Source organism: Ilyomonas limi (assembly GCF_005233845.1).
Lineage (GTDB): Bacteria > Bacteroidota > Bacteroidia > Chitinophagales > Chitinophagaceae > Ilyomonas > Ilyomonas limi.
In genome coordinates, this window is record NZ_SZQL01000001.1 from 721,718 (window position 1) to 746,063 (window position 24,346).

At 41.4% G+C, this 24,346-nt stretch carries 20 protein-coding genes; 13 read left to right on the forward strand and 7 right to left on the reverse strand.

All coding sequences use genetic code 11. The features are described from left to right. The first annotated feature begins 9 nt into the window (after nt 1-9). The 4 genes from cyoE to FC093_RS02855 all read left to right on the forward strand — a co-directional run bounded on the left by cyoE (nt 10) and on the right by FC093_RS02855 (nt 2,861). Nucleotides 10-960, forward strand: coding sequence for a heme o synthase (cyoE, locus tag FC093_RS02840; protein WP_240743159.1), 951 nt, complete (start codon nt 10-12; stop codon nt 958-960). Nucleotides 961-1,003: 43 nt separating this feature from the next. Continuing rightward, entirely contained in the window at nt 1,004-1,576 is a 573-nt protein-coding gene (locus tag FC093_RS02845; protein WP_137260205.1) for a cytochrome c oxidase subunit 3, read from the forward strand. 127 nt (nt 1,577-1,703) lie between these two features. Continuing rightward, nucleotides 1,704-2,387 (forward strand): cytochrome c oxidase subunit 3, encoded by a 684-nt coding sequence (locus FC093_RS02850; protein ID WP_137260206.1) that lies wholly within the window; start codon nt 1,704-1,706, stop codon nt 2,385-2,387. Between the two features lie 36 nt (nt 2,388-2,423). Next, the gene (locus FC093_RS02855; RefSeq protein WP_137260207.1) at nt 2,424-2,861 is read left to right on the forward strand and encodes a cytochrome C oxidase subunit IV family protein; all 438 of its coding nucleotides are present in this window, start codon (nt 2,424-2,426) and stop codon (nt 2,859-2,861) included. 537 nt (nt 2,862-3,398) lie between these two features. Here the strand turns inward: FC093_RS02855 and FC093_RS02860 are convergent. From FC093_RS02860 to FC093_RS02875, 4 genes are read right to left on the reverse strand one after another with little or no spacing between them, the layout of a single operon-like run. Further along, on the reverse strand, nt 3,399-4,544 hold the full coding sequence (locus FC093_RS02860; RefSeq protein ID WP_170970974.1) for a SusE domain-containing protein: 1,146 nt from the start codon (nt 4,542-4,544) through the stop codon (nt 3,399-3,401). Between the two features lie 21 nt (nt 4,545-4,565). Beyond that, complete coding sequence (locus FC093_RS02865) at nt 4,566-5,387, reverse strand: SusE domain-containing protein (RefSeq protein ID WP_137260209.1); 822 nt, start codon at nt 5,385-5,387, stop codon at nt 4,566-4,568. A 30-nt stretch (nt 5,388-5,417) separates the two neighbouring features. After that, on the reverse strand, nt 5,418-6,998 hold the full coding sequence (locus tag FC093_RS02870; protein WP_137260210.1) for a RagB/SusD family nutrient uptake outer membrane protein: 1,581 nt from the start codon (nt 6,996-6,998) through the stop codon (nt 5,418-5,420). Nucleotides 6,999-7,016: 18 nt separating this feature from the next. Next, nucleotides 7,017-10,001 (reverse strand): SusC/RagA family TonB-linked outer membrane protein, encoded by a 2,985-nt coding sequence (locus tag FC093_RS02875; RefSeq protein WP_240743160.1) that lies wholly within the window; start codon nt 9,999-10,001, stop codon nt 7,017-7,019. A gap of 654 nt (nt 10,002-10,655) precedes the next feature. Between FC093_RS02875 and cysQ the strand changes: the two genes are divergently transcribed. The 9 genes from cysQ to FC093_RS02920 all read left to right on the forward strand — a co-directional run bounded on the left by cysQ (nt 10,656) and on the right by FC093_RS02920 (nt 20,637). Then, nucleotides 10,656-11,453 (forward strand): 3'(2'),5'-bisphosphate nucleotidase CysQ, encoded by a 798-nt coding sequence (gene cysQ / locus FC093_RS02880; RefSeq protein ID WP_137260211.1) that lies wholly within the window; start codon nt 10,656-10,658, stop codon nt 11,451-11,453. Between the two features lie 152 nt (nt 11,454-11,605). Further along, a complete protein-coding gene (gene cysC / locus FC093_RS02885; protein ID WP_137260212.1) occupies nt 11,606-12,205 on the forward strand; it encodes an adenylyl-sulfate kinase in 600 nt (199 codons plus the stop codon). Nucleotides 12,206-12,210: 5 nt separating this feature from the next. Beyond that, the gene (cysD, locus tag FC093_RS02890; RefSeq protein ID WP_137260213.1) at nt 12,211-13,116 is read left to right on the forward strand and encodes a sulfate adenylyltransferase subunit CysD; all 906 of its coding nucleotides are present in this window, start codon (nt 12,211-12,213) and stop codon (nt 13,114-13,116) included. A gap of 119 nt (nt 13,117-13,235) precedes the next feature. Then, nucleotides 13,236-14,495, forward strand: coding sequence for a sulfate adenylyltransferase subunit CysN (gene cysN / locus FC093_RS02895; RefSeq protein WP_137260214.1), 1,260 nt, complete (start codon nt 13,236-13,238; stop codon nt 14,493-14,495). Nucleotides 14,496-14,665: 170 nt separating this feature from the next. Next, the gene (locus FC093_RS02900) at nt 14,666-15,619 is read left to right on the forward strand and encodes a sulfotransferase domain-containing protein (protein WP_137260215.1); all 954 of its coding nucleotides are present in this window, start codon (nt 14,666-14,668) and stop codon (nt 15,617-15,619) included. Further along, nucleotides 15,612-16,721, forward strand: coding sequence for a glycosyltransferase family 4 protein (locus tag FC093_RS02905; RefSeq protein WP_137260216.1), 1,110 nt, complete (start codon nt 15,612-15,614; stop codon nt 16,719-16,721). Before FC093_RS02900 ends, FC093_RS02905 begins: the two co-directional genes overlap by 8 nt. Nucleotides 16,722-16,923: 202 nt before the next feature. Further along, the gene (locus FC093_RS02910; protein WP_137260217.1) at nt 16,924-18,288 is read left to right on the forward strand and encodes a UDP-glucose dehydrogenase family protein; all 1,365 of its coding nucleotides are present in this window, start codon (nt 16,924-16,926) and stop codon (nt 18,286-18,288) included. A gap of 111 nt (nt 18,289-18,399) precedes the next feature. Continuing rightward, nucleotides 18,400-19,389 carry a UDP-glucuronic acid decarboxylase family protein gene (locus FC093_RS02915; protein ID WP_137260218.1) on the forward strand — a complete coding sequence of 330 codons (990 nt, stop codon included), beginning with the start codon at nt 18,400-18,402 and terminating at the stop codon, nt 19,387-19,389. Between the two features lie 108 nt (nt 19,390-19,497). Then, entirely contained in the window at nt 19,498-20,637 is a 1,140-nt protein-coding gene (locus FC093_RS02920; RefSeq protein WP_137260219.1) for a glycosyltransferase, read from the forward strand. On the opposite strand, the gene FC093_RS02925 is transcribed toward FC093_RS02920, so the two are convergent. The 3 genes from FC093_RS02925 to FC093_RS02935 form a co-directional block, all read right to left on the reverse strand. Continuing rightward, nucleotides 20,634-21,332 carry a hypothetical protein gene (locus FC093_RS02925; protein ID WP_137260220.1) on the reverse strand — a complete coding sequence of 233 codons (699 nt, stop codon included), beginning with the start codon at nt 21,330-21,332 and terminating at the stop codon, nt 20,634-20,636. The two genes, FC093_RS02920 and FC093_RS02925, sit on opposite strands and share 4 nt — an antisense overlap. A gap of 110 nt (nt 21,333-21,442) precedes the next feature. Continuing rightward, entirely contained in the window at nt 21,443-23,161 is a 1,719-nt protein-coding gene (gene recJ, locus FC093_RS02930) for a single-stranded-DNA-specific exonuclease RecJ (RefSeq protein WP_137260221.1), read from the reverse strand. Continuing rightward, nucleotides 23,161-24,123, reverse strand: coding sequence for a polyprenyl synthetase family protein (locus FC093_RS02935; RefSeq protein ID WP_137260222.1), 963 nt, complete (start codon nt 24,121-24,123; stop codon nt 23,161-23,163). Before FC093_RS02935 ends, recJ begins: the two co-directional genes overlap by 1 nt. Between the last annotated feature and the right edge of the window lie 223 nt (nt 24,124-24,346).

Below are 24,346 nucleotides of genomic sequence, written 5' to 3' on the forward strand. Positions count from 1 at the left end.
TACTAAATTGTGAAATCGTTGACAGGGGAGCTAAATACAGAAAATCATACTTCATTAAGGCTGACGCTGAAGGTTAAGGATTACCTGCAGCTCACGAAGTTTACTTTGAGCTTTACGGTTGTTTTTTCATGTGTGATTTGTTATTTATTGGTGCCGGGTATTGTATATGACTGGACAAGAATAATCCTATTGTTTGTAGCAGGCATGCTAGTTACCGGAAGTGCGAATACCATTAACCAGGCTGCTGAACGGGAAACTGATGCTTTAATGAAACGTACAGCCGCGCGCCCCGTTGCAAGCGGAAGAATGAGTGCTAATGAAGCATATGGCTTTGCATTCATTACAGGCTTTGCAGGTGTATGGATGATGTATGTTTTTTTCAATGCAGAATCTGCTTTGTTGTCGCTTATCAGTCTTCTGTTGTATGCCTTTGTATATACGCCGCTTAAAAAAGTCAATTCACTGGCTGTACTGGTTGGCGCTTTTCCGGGTGCATTGCCATGTCTTATAGGCTGGGTAGCTGGCACGGGCATTATCAATCCATTTGCTACATTAGATGTATTGGGACAGCAGTACACCAACATGGGTGGCTGGGCATTATTTGCATTGCAGTTCCTATGGCAGTTTCCGCATTTTTGGGCAATTGCCTGGGTTGCTCATACCGATTACAGCAAAGCTGGATTTAAATTGTTGCCGTCCGACAAGGGGCCAACACGTTTTACCGCATTGCAAGCCATTATTTATGCTGTACTAATGGTGCCGGTAGGCATGCTGCCTTATGAATTAGGCATTAGCGGACAAGTAAGCCTGTTTGTTGTGCTGGTGTGCAATCTGTTTATCGTGTTTCAATGTGTGCGTTTGTATATTGAGATGGATGTAAAAGCGGCACGCCGGGTAATGTTTAGCAGTTATATTTATTTGCCGATAGTATTACTTGCACTATTGGCCGATAAGATGTAAGATCTCTTTTACTTAAAGTTTAAATCGAAAATATTTTATGATTATGAGTGTACAGCGTGCGGATTCAAACCGCCTTCACCCGCACAAGTTCACGCTGTGGGTGGCGATAGGTTCCATTATAATGATGTTTGCTGCGCTTACAAGTGCCTATATTGTGAGGCATGCACAGCAAAACTGGCTGGAGTTTGAAATGCCCAAAGTATTTTGGTATTCTACAGTTGTTATTATTATTAGCAGTATAACCATACACTTATCGCTCAAAGCATTTCGGGCGCGTGAACGGTTGCGTTATCGCATGCTGCTTGGCATCACCGCTTTGTTGGGCGTATTATTTGCGATATTACAAGGCTTTGGTTTTTACGATCTGTATTCACGCGGCATACAAATAATAGGCGATGGCAGTAATCCGTCTGCTTCATTTCTCGGTATTATTACCGGCCTGCATGTGGTGCATGTATTGGGCGGGGTAGTAGCATTGCTCATTTTTTTTATAAGAGCCTATAGTACCAGGATAAAAACGTACGATAGTACACCGCAGGAAATACTAAGTGTATATTGGCATTTTGTAGATATTCTATGGATATATCTGTTCATATTTTTCCACCTGGCAGGATAAGTACAGTAGAAAGAAGGAAGGAACAATAAACGAAAAGATAGTAGTAGTATAAAAGAAAAACTTTTGGTTTTATACAGTGTTTTGATAATCTGCTAATAAATTTGCGAACGAAACTTTAACAAGTAATATGGCAACAACAAATACAGTATCAGCAGCGCCGGAGAAGCTATGGGGCGGCGGTAGAAGTCCCTTTAATGTAGAGTATGGAAAAATAATGATGTGGTACTTTTTGATGAGTGATACTTTTACATTCGGTGCATTTCTTATTTCGTATGGTACTACCAGGTTTGCTACCAATGCCTGGCCCGACCCAAACAAAGTGTTCAATACTTTTCCAGGTCTGACAGGTAATAATTATCCGCTTTTGTTTGTGAGCTTAATGACTTTTATACTCATCATCAGCTCGGTTACGATGGTGCTGGCTGTGCAGGCTGGCCATGCGATGGATAAAAGAAAAGTCGTCATCAACCTGATATTAACCATCATTGGCGGTTTGGCTTTCTTAAGCTGCCAGGCGTGGGAATGGACGCACTTGTACCATGAAGGTGCATGGTGGGGAAGAAATCCTTTTCCAAACTGGAATGGTACGGTAGCAAGTCCTAACTTCACCAATTTCTTTTTTACTATTACCGGCTTCCACGGCTTTCACGTTTTCTCGGGCGTTATCATCAATATTATTATGCTTATTATGACGCTCTCCAATGTGTTTGAGCGGAGGGGGCATTACCTGATGATTGAAAAGGCAGGCTTATACTGGCACTTTGTTGATCTCGTTTGGGTATTTGTATTTACTCTTTTTTATCTTGTTTAAATTTATTAGTACAAAATCTTTAAAAACTTTAAAAGTATGGAACATTCCTCTGCAGTTGAATATCATGAGCATCATGGTGGCGGAACGAAAGAAATAAAAAGAGTAACCATCATCCTAACCATTCTTACACTTGTAGAGCTGGCGCTTGGTTACAGCATGATTCACATACCTGAAGACAATCCAACGAGGCACTTTGTAAAAGGGGTCATTCTCATTTTAATGCTGGCAAAGGCCTTTTATATTGCAGGCTATTTTATGCACCTGAAGCATGAGATAAGAAATATGATAATGACCATTTGTATTCCGCTATTTTTGTTTGTGTGGTTCATTATCGCTTTCCTGTACGATGGTAAGGCATACAACAATAACCGCAATGCTTATGATCCATATTATAAGGTGAAAAGCGAACAACCAGCACCTGTACATCACGAGGAAGAGGAGCATAAAGGGCTGGAGAAGAAGAACATGGAATAAGGTTACTACAGCATAAAAATAAAAGAGCAGGCATACCATCCTGCTCTTGCTTTTATCAAATACAATTGCACCTGCAGGATAACTGTAATAAACAAAAAATCGCTTAACATCCGTTAAGCGATTTTTTATTGTGTAAATGGTTACCTGCATTATGCCAACTAATTATTGAAAATAAACAGCATATTTTTTAAAATATACTATTTATTTATTCTTATTGCTTTTTAATTGAATTATGGGAATCAGTAAGATTACGCAACTAATTTATCCCTACTCTGATTAACCGGACTATCTACTTTGAAATGGTATTAATACTACTCCGTAAGGTTATCATATAGCCTGCAAGCAGGAACATGCGGATCTTCGAGCTAAACGCATATTATACTGCTTGATTGAAAACAGTATTAAATAAATCGTACTAAGAGCAGCAAAGTATTGATGGATATTGCCTGAATTTCATAATGTCAATAACAATAATATTTACCCTAACAAAAAGGTCGCCTTATGTAAAGCGACCTTTTGTTTATTAATTCTATGTTTTTATTGCTTAGTCAGTTTATAAGTATTATCAATGAAATTGACATCTATTTTGTAGGTACCGCTCTCATCAGGACCCGGAAAATTAGTTGGAGCATCGTACCGGAAAGTGCCAGCTGTTTTAGCACCTTCGGCAGAAGCATCATCAACTGCGAACTTATGATCCCAACTACCATTTACCGGCAAAAATAAATATTGCATACCGCCCGTAAGGTATATAGTCAGTTCAAACTGTGCAGAATTTAAACGGGTAAACTCCTGCAAGGGTACCGGCACCGGATTGTCCCAGCCACCCGGTGTAGCATCACCTACAATGTACAGGGTGCCGGGCAAAATGCCGCCGGTATAAGGCGCAACAGTAAACATACCCGACTGGAAATTAAGTGTAATAACATACAAACCTGAAGTGGCAGGTCCGGGAAAATTATCACCCAAATCGTAGCCAAATTCACCACCATTATTAAGTCCTGCAACCGATTTGTCTGCTACCGCATATTTATGATCCCAGCTACCATTTACCGGCAATACAAGGTATTCCCCGCCGCCATTCAACTGGAATACACCCGACCAGGTAGTTTCATCTATCTGCATAAATTTTTGAGAAGGCACCGGCACCGGATTATCCCAGCCACCGGCAGTAGCACTACCCACCAAATACAACTCGCCGGAAGAAGGCAATGGCACTTTGGGGGGTACTTTATACGGCGTGTACTGGATGGTAACTGTATTGGAAACCTGCTGGTCGTTGTTATTGGCATAAGAAGATACCAGCCTGATATCCATGCTGTAAGCTATGTTGAAAGCGAAGCCAAAACCCAGCGCTATGGTGTTTAAATCTTTTGCGGTCAAGCTATCTGAGAATTTGCCGGTAACTGTTCTGCTTACCGCATTAGCAAATCCTTTCCCGGCAGAATCAATCTGAACTACATACTTCACGGTAGAAGAATCAGTAGCATAATTAGGATTCGTCCAGGTGAGTGCTAATGCCACGTTATTCGAATCGGCAGGCGCAGGCGCAATCTGCATGGTACTTGCCGTGAGCGCAGGCGCAGTACCTGTATTATAAAAAGGTAAATTGCCTTCTTTATCGCAGGCCGTAATGAGCACACCGGCAACAATAAACAGGAAGAACTTTATAAGTAATTTCATTTTCATTTAGTTTGAAAAAGGTTATTGAGGTGTTACTGTAAACTTGCCACGCTGAAAATCAACTGTGATTTTGTAGGTGCCACTGTTTGCTGGTGCAGGAAAATTATCACCCAGGTCGTAGCCGAAATCGCCGCCGCCGCTCAGGCCGGCTATACTTTTATCCTTCACTGCATATTTATGGCTCCAGTCGCCATTTACCGGAATAAAGAGGTATTCTTGACCGCCAATCAACGACACGGTAATCTCGTATAAAGTAGGGCTTATCTGCGTAAATTTTTGGGAAGGTACCGGTACCGGATTGTCCCAGCCACCGGCAGTAGCACTGCCTACAAGGTACAACTCACCGGAAGCAGGCGGTGTCACCTTTGGTGGAATAGCATACGGTGTTAAAGTAAGCTGCAAAGTATTAGACGGTAACTGTGCCGAGCTGTTGGCCATGCTGGATATCACGCGTATTTGTAACGTATGTGGCATTCCGGCCTGTAGCAGCAATTGATTAAGCATAATATCATTCAGGTCTGAGACTATAAATGAATAGCTTAGGTCTTTGCTAACTGTGATTACCTTTTTATTTGGGTTCGAAAAATCGGCTGCCGTATCTATTTCTATATTGTAGGTAACATCCAGTGAGGAGATGCCTGTATTGAATTGGTACCCGGGATTTGTCCACGAAAGTGTCAGTGCAGTTTTACTGGCATTTACATAAGATACATCGGTACCTTGCTGTACCGTGAGCACCGGTGCGGTACCGCCTTTATAAATAACCTGGTGTTCGTCCTTTTTGCAACCTGCGGCAAACAGCAGCACCATTGCAATAAAAGAAAGTTGATACATCGTTTTCATTATTCAAATTTTTTTATACAAGTATATTTATTAATAACCCGGATTTTGTATCAGGTTGGTATTTGATACCATATCGGTGGATGGAATAGGGTAGAGCTGTAAATAACTGGCTACTGCAGTGCCATCTTTTACACCACCTTTCCATTGCCACAAATAATTGCCGGCAGTATATTTACCAAAACGTATCAGATCGGTTCTTCTGTACCCCTCCCAGTAGAGTTCGCGGCCTCTTTCGTCCATAATGTCATCCAGGGTAAGCGTGGTAAGATTGCCGCTGGTATTGCCATAAGCCCGCTCGCGTACGGCATTGAAAGCTGTTAGCGCTCGGGTTGCATCGCCGGTTCGTAACAATGCTTCGGCATACTCCAGATATACTTCTCCTAAACGGAACAAAGGAAAATCGGTAGAGCAAAATACACCTGCATCGGGTGGCGTACTGCCATCGGAATTGATGTTCTTAAATTTAGTTACACGCAATCCATCGGTAAACTGATTCATAGCAGTTACGTCTTTTATATCGCCAAAAAACATGGCTCTTGTATCGGTGCTGTCGCTTAAATTGCCAAATAAATTAGGCAATGTTGGCTTGGCACGGTTGCCGCCCCAGCCACCCGCAGGCACGCCAAAAGAAGAAGGCACCATATCGGAGTTAATGGATGAATTGACAATAAAAGTAGTGCCACCGTAGTTTTGTGTTCTTAGCGCATCGTAATTAACCGACAGGATAACTTCGGGATTATTCACGTTATTATCAGCTAAGAATAAATCCTTGTAATTTGATTTTAACTGATAACCTGCATCTATTACTTTCTTGGCATACATAGCAGCGTCGGCATAGCGGGCAGTACCGGTATATACTTCGGCATTGAGGTACAGACGAGCTAATAAAGCCCAGTCTGCGCCTTTATCAGCGCGTCCGTATTCATTTGCCCTTGCGTCAATCAGGTCTGGCTCAATAGCTTTCAACTCCGATTCTACATAAGTAAACAAACTGTCACGCGAAATTTGTTTGGGCAAAAAAGAGCCGATAGCATCATTCTCTGTAACAAAAGGCGGATTGCCAAACAGATCCATTAATACCCAGTATTGATAAGCCCTGAGAAAACGAGCTTCCGCAACATAGTGTTTTATTTCATCGGCATTGGCACCGGTAATTCCGTTTTTCGCCACTGCATCAGGCGTGGCTGAGCGAATGAAAGAATTGGCAACAGTAATCTGGTAAAAACAACGGTTATACAAACCGGTTAAGATAGCGTCGTTTGCCGACCAGTTCATAGTATTTAATTCCAGTATAGCACCGTTGGCATCGGTAATCCAGGCACAAACAGCTTCGTCCGAAGCCAACTCCTGCACATTCCAGTACATGCGGACAAAATCGGAAAGACCGGCATCAATACCTGCCAGGTCAGTAGTGCCGGGGCCATTACTGCCCGTAAGTGCAAAAGCAGCATATACTTTTGCTAAGGATTGTTTGTAGCCTCCTAAAGTGTTGTAAACGCTATCGGCATAAATACCATTGTTGGGCAGTCTGTCCAGTTTTTTGGAGCACGAAGCCATTGTGAGTACGCTGGCTGCTGCAATAAGTAAGAAATATATTTTTCTGTAGTTCATAACAAGTAATAATTAGCATTAAAAATTCAGATTCACACTCAACGTGTAAGTACGCGGACGCGGATAAATGTTGTTATCTACACCGCTGTACACTTCAGGGTCAAGCCCGCCATATTTGGTTACGATAAATACATTTTGGCAATAAGCACCTACCGTAAGATTGACCTTATTTTTGATAATCCTGCCTGCATTATAGCTAAGCCCTATATTATCCATTTTTAAGAAAGAGGCATTATATACGTAGTAATCCGATTCTCGCTCACGATAGGTTTGGAAGCCGGCAGATAATGCCGCAACCGGTACATTTTGTATAAAATTGTTTGGGCTGATAATAGCAGCAATATTACCACTGCCCGAGAATACCTGGTTGTACATGTAATTGCCAATATTAGCACGCAACAAAGCATTCAGTGTCCATTGCTTATACGTGAGCGAAGTGGTAAAGCCCATTTTCACTGGTGCAAAAGGCGATTTATAACGGTATTTATCATTGTTGTTAATAATGCCATCCCGGTTTAAATCGGCAAATAATCCTTCTATTGGTTTTCCGTCGGTATCATACACTTGCTTATATACGTAAAAAGCAAATGGGGTATAACCTATGGAATTGATTTGTACCTGTGTGCCTTGGGGGTCTATGCTGGGACCCACAGGATTGCCAAAAAAGGTAGGATCAACGGTTTTGGTAAGTCTGGTAATCTCACGATGGATGTACGTAAAATTGTACGAGAGATCCCAGCGGAAATTTTTGCTTACAACGGGCGATGCATTAAGTGTTACTTCTACGCCCTGGCTTTTCATATCGCCTACGTTATCGGTGATTTTGTTGGTAAAATTGGTGCCTACCGGCAGGTTCAGCGTATTCAGTAAATCTTTTGTTTTTCTGGTGTACACATCTACGGTTGCCGAAAGACGGTTTTTCAAAAAACCAATATCTATACCTGCATTATACGATTCGGTTTGTTCCCATTTGATATCTGCTGCATACGCCACCGGAGTGTAAGGATAGTAAAATGTATTGCCCAACTGGTACTGCGAGGTAGCAGCAGCGAGATAGTAAGCCGGTAAATAAGAATAATTGGCAATGCCTTCCTGCTGGCCGGTAACGCCATAGCTCAATCGCAGTTTCAGGTCGCTCAGTGCCCTTGAGTTTTTGAGGAAGTTTTCCTGATTGATGCGCCAGGTGAAGGCAGCGGAAGGAAACACACCCCAGCGGTTTTCCTTGGCAAAACGCGAAGAGCCATCTGTGCGGATAGAACCTTGCAGGATATATCTGTTTGCCAGCGTATAAATCAAACGCCCGTAGTACGAAATCAGTGTATTTTGCTGTATATCATTGAAATAGGTTGGTGCTGAGCCCGGTACTGTATCCTTGGTATCAACAAAGAAAGTATAGTTGTTATAGTTGGTGGACTTGTTATCATAATAGCCATAACCTGCTACTGCATTAATGTTGCTATTAATTGAACGAAGGTCCTTTAAATAGTTAAGATAAAACTCTGCAACATAGTTATTGTTGTTTTGCTTGTAATAACTGCGAACACCCCGGTAAGCATAGTTGTTGTTGCCCTGCCTTGAACTATCAGTATAAGGGCTGCCATGACCTTGGGAAACATCATAACCTAAGTTCAAATTGGCATGAAGGTCGGCCAAGAAATGAAACTTATAATCAAACTGTATATTGCCGAAGCTACGCGATACATAGCTCGTACTATGATATTGGTTGAGTAAAGCAACAGGATTAGAAATAGCATTGGGATTGAAGGTGCCATCAGACTGCAGCCATTCAAAATAACCACCTTTATCGTTATACACAGTTTGTGTTGGATCAAACGATACGGCTGCACCAATTGCGCTCTGGTTGGCAAAATTGCTCTGTGATAAACTACCCTTTACATTAATGTCTATTTTTAAATGCTTATCAAACAGTAACGGCGATAAGTTAATACCAACCGTACCTCTTTGCAGTAAATCGGTTTTCAGAGTGCCCTGTTGAGAGAGATAGCCAAGCGATAACCGGTAAGGCAGGTTTTTTAATGCGCCCGAGACACTCACATTATTATCGGAGGTAATGGCATTTTGAAAGACTAAACTCTGCCAGTCGGTGTTGGCAGTCCCTAACCTTCCCTTTTCAGCCTCAGTAGCAGTAGGACTATTATTTACAAAATTGCGCATCTCATCGGCATTCAATACGTCCAGTTTTTTGGCGATGGTAGCCACTGACAAATTGCTCACCACATTTACCTGCGGCTTGCCTCGGCGTCCACGCTTGGTAGTAATAATGATAACGCCATTAGAAGCGCGTGAACCATAAATAGCAGTAGAAGCCGCATCTTTCAGTACGGTAAATGTTTCAATGTCATTTGGGTTGATAAGCGCCAAACTATTTGCAGCACCAGATATGCCGCTGGTTCCATCACCTTTTCTGGGTTCACTCAACGGAATACCGTCCACAATAATTAGCGGGTCGTTACTGGCATTTAGCGATGCGCCCTCTCTAATGCGGATAGTACTGCCTGCACCTGGTGCACCGCCGTTAGATGTAACGCTAACACCCGCTACTTTACCCGCAATCAACTGATCTGGCGAAGTAATGGTTCCTTTTTGAAAGTCTTTACTGGTAACAGTAGCAATAGAGCCGGTTACATCTTTTTTTTGCTGGGTGCCATAGCCAATCACTACCACATCGGCAAGTGCTGCCGTAAGCGGTTCCAGTCTTACCACAATAGCGCCCTCAGCAATGGGTACTTCCTGCGAGGCATAATTAACAGAAGAAATAACCAGCGTTTGGGCCGTTGCCGGTACACGCAGGCTAAAGGAGCCGTCAGGTTTGGTTTGAGTACCTGTTGTGGTGCTCCTGACGAGTACCGAAGCACTTTGCAGAGGCCTTCCCGCCGTATCAGTTACGGTGCCGGTAACTGTTCTTTCCTGCGCTAAGCCAGGCACGGCAATACACCATGCCACAGCAAGCACAAAAGCCATAAAAGTCCACTTCAAATTCATAATGTGCAATTTATATTTGGTAAGAGTAATGACTAAGAGCAATACAAGTTGAGCGTGCAGTATTTAATTTTTGGTAAAGCATCGTTTGATTTGTATCAATGGCAGCAATATTTGCTTTAGTAATTAATGTGTATGTTTTACACAAAGACAAAAATGATTTAAATATTTATTATCATCAAAAATTTTTTTATATAAAAATGCAGTAGTATAGGAAACAGTAATTTTCTTGTTATGGTTGTGCTATTGGCGTGCCAATATTTTCCTTGTATTTATTAGTTACGTTTGTATGCTCTGTTTACTCGTTGCGTTAGCCTTTTCATCTATTAAGATTATTTAGCAGAGATGCTTATTTCATTCGTGTAAACTGCTATTTTTTGAAGTTGACAGAGCCAAACCGCCTGTTACCAGCTTTTTCAGTTTGCTTATTGTACAGTAATATAGCTTTCCGCAGTAATAAAAAATGGAGGCTTAATATTTTTTTATATTATATTCTATAATATAGCATTATCAAACACATTATAAATCAATATAGAAGCATGTGGTATAAAGAATAGGACTGAATATATTAAAAAAATATTTAATTGACTTACATATCTTTCAAACATTATTCTCTAAATTGCACCCATCCAAACAATACATATTTCCAAAACTAATATGAATACAGTACTCGAAATAGCAATTCAGGCGGCAATTGAAGGTGGAAAAAAAATTATGGAAGTGTATGCACAGGATTTCTCTGTGTTTACTAAAGAAGATAGTTCTCCGCTCACCGAAGCTGACCGTCAGGCGCACGAAAGCATCAAAGCTATATTAGCTGAAACAAACCTGCCGCTGTTAAGCGAAGAAGGCAAGCTAACGCCTTTTGAAGAACGCAAGAATTGGGAAACTTTCTGGCTGGTAGATCCGCTGGATGGCACTAAAGAGTTTATTAAACGTAATGGCGAGTTTACCGTGAACATTGCGCTTATTAAAAATGGCACTCCCGTATTAGGTGTTGTATTTGTGCCGGTTACAGGCATGTTGTATTTTGGTACAGAAGAGAAAGGTAGTTATTATCTTGAACTGGGTAGCACAGATGTTACCCTGAGTCCTGAAGACATTATTGCACAGGCAAAAGCATTGCCCTCTGCTCAGGATGCTGCCGTTTATACGGTTGTAGCCAGCCGCTCGCACAATACGCCGGAAACAGAAGCCTTTATTGATGAAAAAAGAAAGAAACATGGCGAAGTAAATACCATTAGTGCCGGCAGTTCGCTCAAGCTTTGCCTTGTAGCCGAAGGTAAGGCACAGGTATATCCGCGCCTTGCACCTACAATGGAATGGGATACTGCCGCCGGACATGCAGTAGCTAAGTATGCCGGTTGCCAGGTGTACGATTTTAAAAGCAATACCGAACTGCAATACAACAAGGAAAACCTGTTAAATCCCTGGTTTGTAGTAGAAAGAGCTTAAATTTATACCAATATTATTATTCCTACTTGTTTAATAGGAATTTGGAAGATTAAATTTGCAATCAGCAACGAGGTAAATGCTCAACATTATTATCCTTTACCATCGTTATCCTCCTGTGAAAGCTGCTTATAAAGCTCAACGCAAAAATGATAATGGAAGAAAAACTGCATATTATAGCGCATGATTATAAAATTGGTCGTGCGGAGCGCGAAAAGCGAAATGGCCATCGTGCGGCATGTCTTTGGTTTACCGGCTTATCCGGCTCCGGCAAAAGTACCGTGGCAAACGTGGTAGAGCAGGAACTGCATAATATGGGGTTATATACCTACATCCTTGATGGTGACAACATCCGTAAAGGATTGAACAGCGATTTAAACTTCACCGAGCAAAGCCGCATAGAAAATATCCGCCGCATTGGCGAAGTTGCGAAACTCATGATTGACGCTGGCATTATTGTACTGGCAGCCTTTGTTTCTCCTTTTATAAAAGACCGCCAAATGCTTCGTAACCTGATGGATGACAGCTTTGTAGAAATTTTTGTGGATGCACCAATAGAAGTATGCGAGCAGCGCGACGTAAAGGGCTTGTACAAAAAAGCCCGCGCCGGCGAAATCAGCAACTTCACAGGCATCTCTTCGCCGTTTGAACGTCCCATTCATCCCGATGTGCATATTCATACTGATAAACAAACCTTAGAAAATAGTGTACAAGCTATATTGGATATTGTTTTACCTAAAATAAAAATCAATTAACCGTCATGCATAAGTATTACCTCAACCACTTGCAGGAGCTGGAAGCAGAAGCCATCTTCGTGATAAGAGAAGTGGTGGCGCAGTTTGATCGTCCGGCAATTTTATTTTCCGGTGGTAAAGATTCAATTGTTGTAACTCACCTGGCACGCAAAGCCTTTGCGCCGGCTAAAATTCCGCTGCCACTCATTCACATTGATACGGGACACAACTTTCCGGAAACAATGGAGTTTAGAGATAACCTTGTAAAAAGATTAGGCATACAGCTTATTGTAGGCAGTGTGCAGGAGTCAATTAACAAAGGTCGTGTAAAAGAAGAAACCGGTCTGAATGCCAGCCGCAATGCGCTGCAGACCGTAACGTTGCTCGATACCATTGAAGCAAATAAAATTGATGCAGCCATTGGTGGCGCCCGCCGTGATGAAGAAAAAGCCCGCGCTAAAGAACGCTTCTTTTCGCACCGTGATGAGTTTGGTCAGTGGGACCCCAAAAACCAGCGTCCTGAGTTGTGGAATATTTTCAACGGTCGCAAGCATCAGGGCGAGCACTTCCGTGTATTTCCCATTAGCAACTGGACCGAAATGGATGTGTGGAATTATATCTGGAAAGAAAATATACCTATTCCTTCGCTTTATTTTGCGCACGAACGCGAAGCTGTTTACCGCGATAATACCTGGATGCCGGTATCTGAATTTTTGTCGCTCCGCGAAGGCGAAACAATCCAAAAGAAGCTCATGCGCTTCCGCACTTTGGGCGATATTACTATCACCGGCGGTATAGAATCGGATGCCGACACGCTGGAAAAAATAGTAATGGAAGTAGCTGCCACACGCAGCACCGAGCGTGGTAATCGCGGCGACGATAAGCGTTCTGAAAACGCAATGGAAGACAGAAAAAAACAAGGATATTTTTAGTGAATTGTCAATGGTCAATTGTGAATATTGAATTTCATCACTCACTACTCACAACTGACCACTCACAACATTCACAATTGACAATTCACCATTCATAATCTCACAATTCACAAAAAATCATGGCTACAAATACAAGAGAGCTTTTACGCTTTACCACAGCAGGCAGTGTAGATGATGGCAAAAGCACACTCATCGGACGTTTGCTGTACGATTCTAAATCTATTTTTGAAGACCAGATAGACGCTATCAGGCAGAGCAGCGAAAGGAAAGGTTTGGCACATGTTGACCTTTCTTTATTAACAGATGGCTTGCGCAGCGAGCGCGAGCAAGGCATTACCATTGATGTGGCTTACCGCTATTTTGCTACGCCCAAACGTAAGTTTATCATTGCCGATACGCCAGGCCATATTCAATACACGCGCAACATGGTTACCGGTGCTTCTACTGCCAACCTTGCGCTGATATTGGTAGATGCAAGAAAGGGTATTGTAGAGCAAACCTGCCGTCACTCTTATATTGCTTCGCTGTTGCAAATACCGCACATTATTGTGTGTGTAAATAAGATGGACTTAGTAGATTATTCCGAAGAAGTGTTCAACAAAATTGTGGAAGATTATACCGAGTTTGCCAGCAAGCTCGATGTAACGGACATCCGGTATATACCCATTAGCGCATTGAATGGCGATAACGTGGTAAACCACAGCGAGCACACCAAATGGTATCATGGTGCTACGCTACTGCACGAACTCGAAACCATTCACATTGGCAGTGACTACAACCATATTGACGCCCGCTTCCCGGTACAAACCATCATCCGTCCGCACTCTACCGAGCACCACGATTACCGCGGTTATGCTGGTCGCGTGGCTGGCGGTATTTTCCGCCCGGGCGATGCCGTTACCGTGTTGCCTTCCGGCTTAACTTCTACTATCAAAAGTATCGATACGTTTGAAGGTTCTATCAAAGAAGCCTTTGCGCCCATGTCTGTTTCTATTACGTTAGAAGATGATTTAGACATCAGCCGCGGCGATATGATTGTAAAAGAAAACAACCAGGCAGAGGTAAGTCAGGACTTAGACATTATGATGTGCTGGCTGAATGGCAAGAAACTGCAGCCAGGCTCTAAGTTTTATCTGCGCCAAAGTGCCAGCGAAGTACGCAGCATTGTAAAAGAAGTGTTGTATAAAATGGACATCAACCAACTGCAGCGCATTGAGGATGATAAAGAGATTGGTATGAATGATATTGCCCGTGTAAAGATCCGTACTACCAAGCCGGTAGCATATGATGCATACCGTAAAAACCGTTCTACCGGTTCTGTAATATTAGTGGACGAAAGCACCAACGAAACCGTTGCGGCTGGCATGATTGTAGAATAATGTATAGCCCTTCTCCGGCAGCCGGAGAAGGGCTCCTTTATAAAATAAATAATACCATAGCTGGCAAGCTTTAATATTATTTAGCGAAGGTTTTATAATTGAAACAGTAATTTACTGGGTATTTAAATTTTTATTTTTAGTCCATTTTAGCAGCACCCGAAAAACACATCATGCAAACTCCGGTATTTCCTAATACTTTTATTATTGGCGTGCAAAAAGCTGGCACTACAACCCTTAACGACTGGCTTAGCCAACACCCGGAAATATATGGCTACGACACACTTAAGGATGTGCACTTGTTTGCGCGCTTTAAAAATATGGCGGAAATAAAAGAGCGATTGCAGCAGGAGCCTGTACCTTATAAAGGTGAGCCTGTGGTATTGCAATCGGCCGTGAACTATGTCTTTTACGAGCAAATGCTGCGCGACATTGCACTGCAACAGCCCGAAGCGAAACTGATTATAATACTCCGCAATCCCGTGCAACGCGCTTTTTCGGCATATGGTTATTTCAAAAAAATGCTGCGTGAAAAAAGAACAGTACACGAGGCTTTGATGTACAAGCCGAAGGATGCGCTTCCTTTCTCCAAAGAAAATAACGATATTACTTATATAGAGCATGGTTTTTATTTTATCCAAATAAAAAACTGCCTTAAATATTTTAAGAAAGAACAACTACTGGTGCTGGAATATGAAGAGTTGAAAAATCCGCAGGTATTATTGCAAAAAATATTCACATTCTTACAGGTTAATCCTTCTTTTCAGCCCAATCTGGAAGCGAAAAATGTAACCGGCACTACTAAAAGTACGGCGTTGCAAAAAGGTATTATCGGGCAAAACAAACTGAAGAAATTTATTATTAAATACCTGGTGGATTTTTGGATGCCGGTAACCAGGCGTAAAAAGCTAAAGGCAAAGCTGTTTGAGATGAATACAACAAAAGCAGCACCGGCAAAAACAGCAGCAAAAGATACCTCTGATACTACCGGTATTAAGCAATATCTGGAAGGTTTATATAAAGAAGATGTGAAGCAATTAGACGCTTTGCTGCAAACCAACTTTTACTCAAACTGGTTTGCTGCCAAAGAAAGTGAACAACCAAAACAAGCTATTTCCAATGCGTAAAATTGTACAGGTACTGCCTGCATTGGGTTGGGGTGGCGCACAGGTTTTTTGCATACAACTTTGCAATGAACTCGCCCGTACACATGGCTACGATGTAACGTTGGTAAGCATGTACCATCACAAGCCAGACAAACACTTGCCTCTTCATTTGCTGGATAAAAAAATTAAATTCGTTACGCTCGGTAAGCGTCCGGCACTTGATCCTACCATGTTTTTCAAGCTGCGCAAACTGATTGAGCAGCAACAACCAGATGTAGTGCATACGCATTTACATGCGGGTTATTATTGTTTTCTGGGTTATTTAAACAATAAAAAAGGGTACAAAAAAGTACATACTTTTCACAACCTCGTAAAGCAGGATAGTCCATGGTTGGGCAGGCAGGCATTTAAGTATTTCTTCGGTAACAAAATTATTACTCCTGTAAGCATCTCCGAAGAAGTATTTAAAGGCGCTATAGAAGAATATGGGGAGTGCATAAAGGTACTGATTGAAAACGGCAGCGAACCGGCAAAGCCAACGGCTTTGTTTGAAGAAACAAAAGATAAAATAAACAAACTGAAGAAGAATGCTGATACCAGCGTATTGGTGAATATAGCCCGCATCAGCGTGCAAAAAAATCAGCAGTTATTGCTGGAGAGTATGCGGCGCCTGCAAAATGAAAATGTGATTTGCTTAATCATTGGTGATTATGCACAAGACGATAAAAAGATATACGACGCACTGATAGCGAATAAGCCGGATAATGTTTTCTTTATGGGTAAAGTAAACAATGTAAGCGATTATTTGCTGAATGCCGATGCGTTTGTATTATCTTCCATTTTTGAAGGCGCGCCCATTAGTTTACTGGAAGCACTTTCGGCGGGCGTGGTGCCGGTATGCACGCCGGTAGGCGGATTGAAAAACGTAATTACCAAAGATATTGGCTTTCTTTCAACGGAAGTAGCGGAAGATGCCTACACGAATGCTTTAAAGGCTTATTTGCATACTCCCGGGGAGGAAATTGAAAGGTTGAAGGAGAACGGTAAAGCACTGTTTGATGATATGTATAGTATGCGGCATTGTGCAGCACAATACAAGGAATTGTACCTTAAAGAAGCCTAAGAAAAACGCTCCTTAATGTCTTTGAATCTTTTCTTATTGAGATTTTAATAAGTCAATAAATTTTTATAAAAGATATTTACGTTTAGATCAGGTCTTTTATTTGCATTTTAAAACGAATATTGCTGACAAATAAGTAAAGTAGTAATGCAAATAGCATTGCTAACTCCTTATAGGTTAGTACTTAACAATTCAATTATAAACTATGAAAATCGTTGTGGTTGGTACAGGTTACGTAGGTCTTGTTACCGGTGCCTGTTTGGCCGAAGTAGGAACAGAAGTAGTATGTATAGATGTAAATCAGGAAAAAATAAGCAACCTTAAAAAAGGTATTCTTCCTATTTACGAGCCAGGGCTGGAAGACATTGTAATACGGAATTATAAAAAAGGCAGGCTGCACTTCAGCACCGACTTAGCCGATTGCATTCGCGGTGCGCAGATAGCGTTTATTGCTGTAGGTACGCCTCCGGGCGAGGATGGTAGTGCCGACTTAAAATATGTATTGCAGGTAGCTGATACCATTGGCAAATACATGACCGACTATCTGGTAGTGGTTACAAAAAGTACGGTGCCGGTAGGTACTGCTGCCAAAGTGGATGCTTGCATTGCCAAAGCTTTGCGCGAAAGGGGAGAAGATCTCGAATTTGATGTAGCCTCTAATCCTGAATTTTTGAAAGAAGGCGCTGCAGTTGAAGACTTCTTGAAACCCGACCGCATTGTGATAGGTGTGGAAAGTGAACGCGCAAGAACCCTACTGCAGCAAATGTATAACCCATTCTTACTGAATGGCCATCCTATTTTATTTATGGATGTACCGTCGGCAGAAATGACAAAGTATGCGGCTAATGCCATGCTGGCAACTAAAATATCTTTTATGAATGATATTGCCAACCTGTGCGAGTTGGTGGGTGCCGATGTAAACCTGGTACGCCAGGGCATTGGTTCCGACCCGCGTATTGGTAACCGCTTTATTTATCCGGGTATTGGTTATGGTGGTTCCTGCTTTCCAAAAGATGTAAAAGCATTGATAAAAACAGGTGAGAAAAAAGGCTATAACCTGCGTATATTGAATGCGGTGGAAGAAGTAAATGAAGACCAGAAAAAGGTACTCATCAATAAAATAAAGACCTATTTCAATGGCGATTTAAAGGATAAAGTATTTGCTATGTGGGGCTTATCATTTAAACCCAAAACGGATGATATGCGCGAAGCACCATCCTTGGTAATTATTGATATGCTGCTGGAAGAAGGCGCCAAAGTGCAGGCTTACGACCCTGTAGCAATACACGAAGCTAAACACATGATTGGCGATAAAATCACTTTCGCAGAGGATGCCGAATCCGCTACCAAAGATGCCGATGCCTTGTTGCTCATTACCGAATGGCCGGAGTTCAGGCTGCCAGATTGGACCGAGATAAAAGAAAATATGAAAGGTCGTGTGATTTTTGATGGCAGAAACATTTATACAGCCGATGAAATGATAGATAATGGCTTTGAATATTTTGGTATTGGCCGTTATGCAGAAGGATTGAGAAAAAAGTATGGCGAAAAGGTTACGGTGATTCGCTAAACTATTCTTCTTTATAGAACGTCGTTTATGAATTGTGAATGGTGAGTAAAAAACTAACTCACAACTGATCACTCACCATTCACAGCTCATTTTACTAAATCCAATGATGGAATGAAAAAAAGAATTTTAATTACAGGTGCAGCAGGTTTTTTAGGCTCTCATTTGTGCGACCGATTCATTAATGAAGGTTATAAGGTAATGGGCATGGATAATCTTATTACCGGTAATCTGCAAAACATCGAGCACCTGTTTTCGCTGCCCGATTTTGAGTTTTACCACCACGATGTAACCAAATTTGTGCATGTGTCCGGGCAGCTTGACTATATACTGCATTTTGCATCGCCCGCCAGCCCGATAGACTATTTAAAAATTCCTATCCAAACACTTAAAGTGGGTGCACACGGCACACACAATTTATTGGGCTTGGCAAAAGATAAAGGCGCCAGAATACTAGTTGCTTCCACTTCCGAAGTGTATGGCGATCCTACGGTACATCCGCAAACAGAAAGCTATTGGGGCAATGTAAATCCGGTAGGTCCGCGTGGCGTGTATGACGAAGCTAAGCGCTATCAGGAAGCTATTACTATGGCATACCACACCTATCATGGGGTAGAAACGCGCATCATCCGCATCTTCAATACATACGGGCCTCGTATGCGGCTGAATGATGGTCGTGTGTTGCCGGCGTTCATTGGCCAGGCTTTGCGTGGCGAAGATTTAACGGTATTTGGCGATGGCTCGCAAACGCGTTCTTTTTGTTATGTAGATGATCTGGTAGAGGGTATTTATCGTCTTTTACATAGTAATTATGCAGGTCCGGTAAATATTGGTAATCCCTCCGAAATTACTATCAGAGAATTTGCAGAAGAGATTTTAAAGCTTACCGGAGCCAACCAGAAAATTATTTATAAACCTTTACCAACAGATGATCCCAAGCAGCGTCAACCCGATATTACACTGGCTAAAAAACTATTGGGCTGGGAGCCAAAAGTAGATCGTAAGCAAGGTTTACAAATAACATACGAATACTTTAAATCGCTTAAAATGGACGATCTTTATAAAAAAGAACACAAAGATTTTTCATCGTACATCAGGCATTAATTTTTTATAAAACACATTTGCCACGAAGGCGCAAAGACACGAATAAAGGAATAAAAACTTGGTGTCTTCGTTACTTTGTGGCAACATTATTTTATACCAAAACAAACTATGCAACGCATAAAAGTTTTAGAGATTACACAATCGGTTGGCGGCGTAGAAACGTATTTAAAACAAGTCATCACCACCATAGACCACAGCAAATATGAACTGAAAATTGTAGGTACTATTTCAGAGAATTTAGAGCCTTACTGCATTAAATACAACGTACCTTTTATTCGTCTTAAAATGGCACGCGGCCTTAATCCTATTCTTGATATTGCTTCTATATTTCGCCTGAAGAAAATACTACAGCAAGAGCACCCGGTATGTGCGCATTTGCATAGTGCCAAAGGTGGTTTTTTAGGCAGGCTTGCGTGCAGATTGGCTAAGCAAAAATCGTTGTACACGCCACATGCTTTGTCTTATTTGTCTTTTACCGGCATTAAAAGAAAAATGTTTTTTGCATTGGAACAATTTGCCGGGCAGTTTACTTATAAATTACTGGCTATTTCGCACAGCGAAGCAGAGACATTAGTGAACGATTTGGGGCAAAAGCGTGAAGATATTTTTGTAATTCCCAACTCGCTCGTAGTAGAAGATTATTTTTATTCTTCATTCAGCAACAACAGCAACATACACAACTTGGATGGTGAAATAAGGATTGGTACCATCGCAAGGCTCACACCTCAAAAAAACCCGTTATTATTTATTGATATTGCTAATGATGTAATAAAAAAAGAAGGTGGCCGCGTACACTTTTATTTTCTTGGTGTAGGCGAGCACGATCATTTAAAAGCGGAGGTAGAAGCACGCATACAACAACACAATATTGGTAATAATATTCATCTGTTACAACGTGGTGATTTACAAACATCCATTCATTTTTTGCAACAGTTAGATGTGTTTCTTTTTCCTTCGGTGTTTGAAGGCTTATCGTATGCTTTATTGGAAGCAATGCTGCAAGGTGTGCCTTGTGTAGTAAGCAATGTAGCTGGCAATAACGATGTAATATATAACAATGTAAACGGCTTTGCCTGCAATACATTGCAGGAATATACTAATGCCATTTCATTACTCATTAATGATAAACAAAAAGCTGCTGTATTTGGACAAGCGGCAAAAGATTATGTATTGGAACATCACGATTTGCACAAGAATATTCATGAACTGGAAAAGATATACAGCGCATTTGCAAACATGCGTTATTAGTTGAGATTGAGACCGAGCGTAATGCCATACCACACTTTATGCTGATAAATCCATCGTGCTTTATATTTATCCAATAAATTATCCCAGCCTATAGCCAGGCCAAAGTTGAGTTTGTCAATGCCAATGATGGCGCCTATGCCTTTTGTAAATACCACACCATCGTATTCTTTATTAAGCAAAGGATTGGTTGTCCATTCTGTAATAGCAGTACCGCCTGCACCGGCAAATCCACCCAGGCTAATGCCATAATGTGTAATGTGGCGATTGTAAAAACCCATCCTGTTTTGATGATAGTTAATCTGGTAAATATCCTTCCGGTAGCCTGCATAAGCAGCACCGTTGAGGTTGGTATTAAACTGGTTAGGAAAGCCTTTTGTTGCCGGCCGGTATTTACCAATAATAGTCAGGAAATCTACATCAAAACTGTTGCGCATGAATTCATGACTTTCAATTTTCTTATTGGTAGTTATGGGTAAAATGGCTGCTTTGTAATGTGAAGTATCTATCTTATAAATTGTATTACTTTTAGAGATAGAGTATAGTTTAACAGTATCACCAATGTTATGTACATAAATAGGGTAGCGCTTTTGTCGTTGTTTCACCGTATAAAACTCATCCTTAAATTCATACTTCGGTGATGTTCGGTACAGGGCGCAACCGGTAAATAAAAGGGATTGGAATATAAGCACAGCCATCAAAGTATGTTTCATTTGCTGGGACGACCTATAATTAAGAAAAAGCATTTTTGAATACAAATAAAGAAACAATTTGCCCGTGCATTTCGGCAGTTTACAGGTACGCCACTTTAAACATCAGACTTTAAATCTTTTTCCGCCGGCGCAAAATCAATCATTCTCAACTGCACGCTTTTCATACCATTCCATTCATTTAATTCTACCGTAAAAACAATGTCTATCGGTATATGATTCTGCAATAAATAAAACTTATCTGCCATACCAAAACCAATACCCGTAAGTATAGAGTTTTGCTGCTTCAATACAAAGCGGATGTGCTGGTCCTTAATGATTTTTGAGTAGCCGCTTTCCGTAATATTACGGGCAATAAACACTGGCCGCATGTTTTGCGGACCATAAGGCTCCATTTGCGATAAAATATTATAAAAAGGAAAAGTGAGTTCGGTAAACTGTATCTCTGCATCAATCGCAATTTCGGGCACCAGCAAATCTTCGGTAATAGTAGCTGCTACAATCTCTTCAAATTTATTACTAAAGGCAGCTACATTCTCCGGCAACATCGTCATACCGGCGGCTGCAAAATGACCGCCGTAGCCCAACAAATGCTCGCGGCAGGCATGTATAGCTTCATACAAATTGAAGCCATTAACACTACGCGCACTGCCTGCAACAATATCACCACTTTTGGTAAGCACCACTGTGGGGCGATAGTAATTTTCAACCAACCTTGATGCTACAATGCCCACTACTCCTTTGTGCCAATGATCGCGAAAGACAACGGTAGTTTTGCGTTGTTCCAGCGTTATATCGTTCTGAATAATTTGCAAAGCCTCTTCTGTTATGGAAGTATCAGCTTCTTTGCGGTAAGTATTATCTGCATGAAGCATATCGGCATACTTGAGTGCCTGCTCATAATCTTTCTCTATAAACAACTGCACGGCTTTTTTTGCATCGTCCATGCGCCCGGCAGCATTAATGCGCGGAGCTACGATAAACACGAGGTTGCTGATGTGCAACGTTTGCTGCATACCAGCCAACTGCAACAATGCTTTGATGCCATTGCAGGGATTGCTGTTTATTTTTTGTAAACCATAATATGCTAATATCCGGTTTTCGCCGGTGATGGGTACAATGTCGGCGGCAATAGCAGTAGCTACCAGATCGATGTATTGCAGGTGCGCAGATGGCGGCAAGCCCAACTCTTCGCTTAAAGCCTGCATCAGTTTGAAGCCAACGCCACAGCCACACAATTCTTTGTAAGGATAAGTACAATCTTTTTGTTTGGGATTTAATACCGCTGCTGCAGGTGGTAATAAATCGTCGGGCAGGTGATGGTCGCATACAATAAAATCTATACCTTTTTCTTTTGCATAGCTGATAAGATTGTACGATTTAATGCCGCAATCCAAAGAGATGATTAAGGAAAAATTGTTTTCGATGGCATACTGAACGCCGGCCTGGGATATGCCATAGCCTTCTTTGTACCGGTGCGGAATATAATATTGCACATTAGGGTAAACATTTTTTAAATACTGGTACATAGCGGCTACAGAAGTAGTGCCATCCACATCATAATCGCCAAACACGAGTATGTGTTCATTGTCTTCAATAGCTGCGGTGATGCGTTTTACTGCCTGCAGCATGTCTTTCATCAACCATGCATCATGCAAGTCGCTCAACTGTGGACGAAAAAATTTTTTGGCATCATCAAACGTGCCAATACCGCGCTGCACCAGTATTTTGCAAAGGGTGCGGTTTATTTTTAAAGATTGCTGCAGAGCATCTACAGCAGTATCATCAGCAGTTAATATGTTCCATCGTTTTTGCATCAGAATGTACGGTCTGTTGTGTATCTTACTAATTCTTCCAAAGCTTCTCTTACTTCACTTTGCGGAAAAGCATGCAGAATTGCCAAAGCTTCGTCGCGAAAAGTAAACATTTTTTCGGTAGCATATTCAATGCCACCCGATTGCTGCACGGTATTTATTACAAAACGTACTTTTTGCTTGTCTTTGTTTTCGTTTTTAACAATGTATATCAGCTTTTTGCGAAGTGCCGCATCTACATTATTCAATGTATAAATAAGTGGCAGCGTGAGTTTTTTTTCCTGTATATCATTGCCGGTAGGCTTGCCTACATCTTTATTGCCGTAATCAAAAAGGTCGTCTTTTATCTGAAAGGCCATGCCTACCTTTTCGCCAAACAACTGCATTTTTTGTATATCCGATTCGTTGGTGAAAGTAGTAGCTGCACCGGCTGCACACGCTGATGACAGCAGGGAAGCAGTTTTGCCATTAATGATTTCATAATACACCTCTTCCTGAAGGTTGAGATTGCGGGCTTTTTCTATTTGCAGCAGTTCGCCTTCGCTCATCATTTTTACCGCGCGTGATAAAATCTGTAACACCCGGAAGTCATTATTGTCCAAAGAAAGCAACAACCCCTTAGATAATAGGTAGTCGCCCACCAGTACTGCAATTTTATTTTTCCACAATGCGTTGATAGAAAAAAAGCTTCTTCTTTCATATGCTTCATCCACCACATCGTCGTGTACAAGCGTAGCGGTGTGCAACAATTCTACCAATGAAGCTGCCCTGTAAGAAGCCTGATTAATATCGCCACCAAGCTTTGCGCTTAATAATACAAACATGGGACGTAACTGCTTACCCTTCCTTTTTACAATATAATTCATAATACGGTCAAGCAGCGATATCTTACTTTTTACTGCCTCCTTAAAGTACTGCTCAAATGCTATTAGTTCTTTGCCAATAATGCGGTTTGCTTTATCCATCTTGTGTATTCTTACCTCTAAATTGGGAATAAAAGTAACTAACTTACAGCGTTGGCATTGCAATTGCTATTTGGTAACTGAAATTTTATTGAAAACGCATGTGGGGAATTTAGATTTGTTAATTCATAATCAATATCTATTTTTGCCGCAGGTTTACAACAGATTGAAAGATTGAAAGTTAACCAGAATTGACTTTTAGGTAACCTTAAACAATAATTTAAAT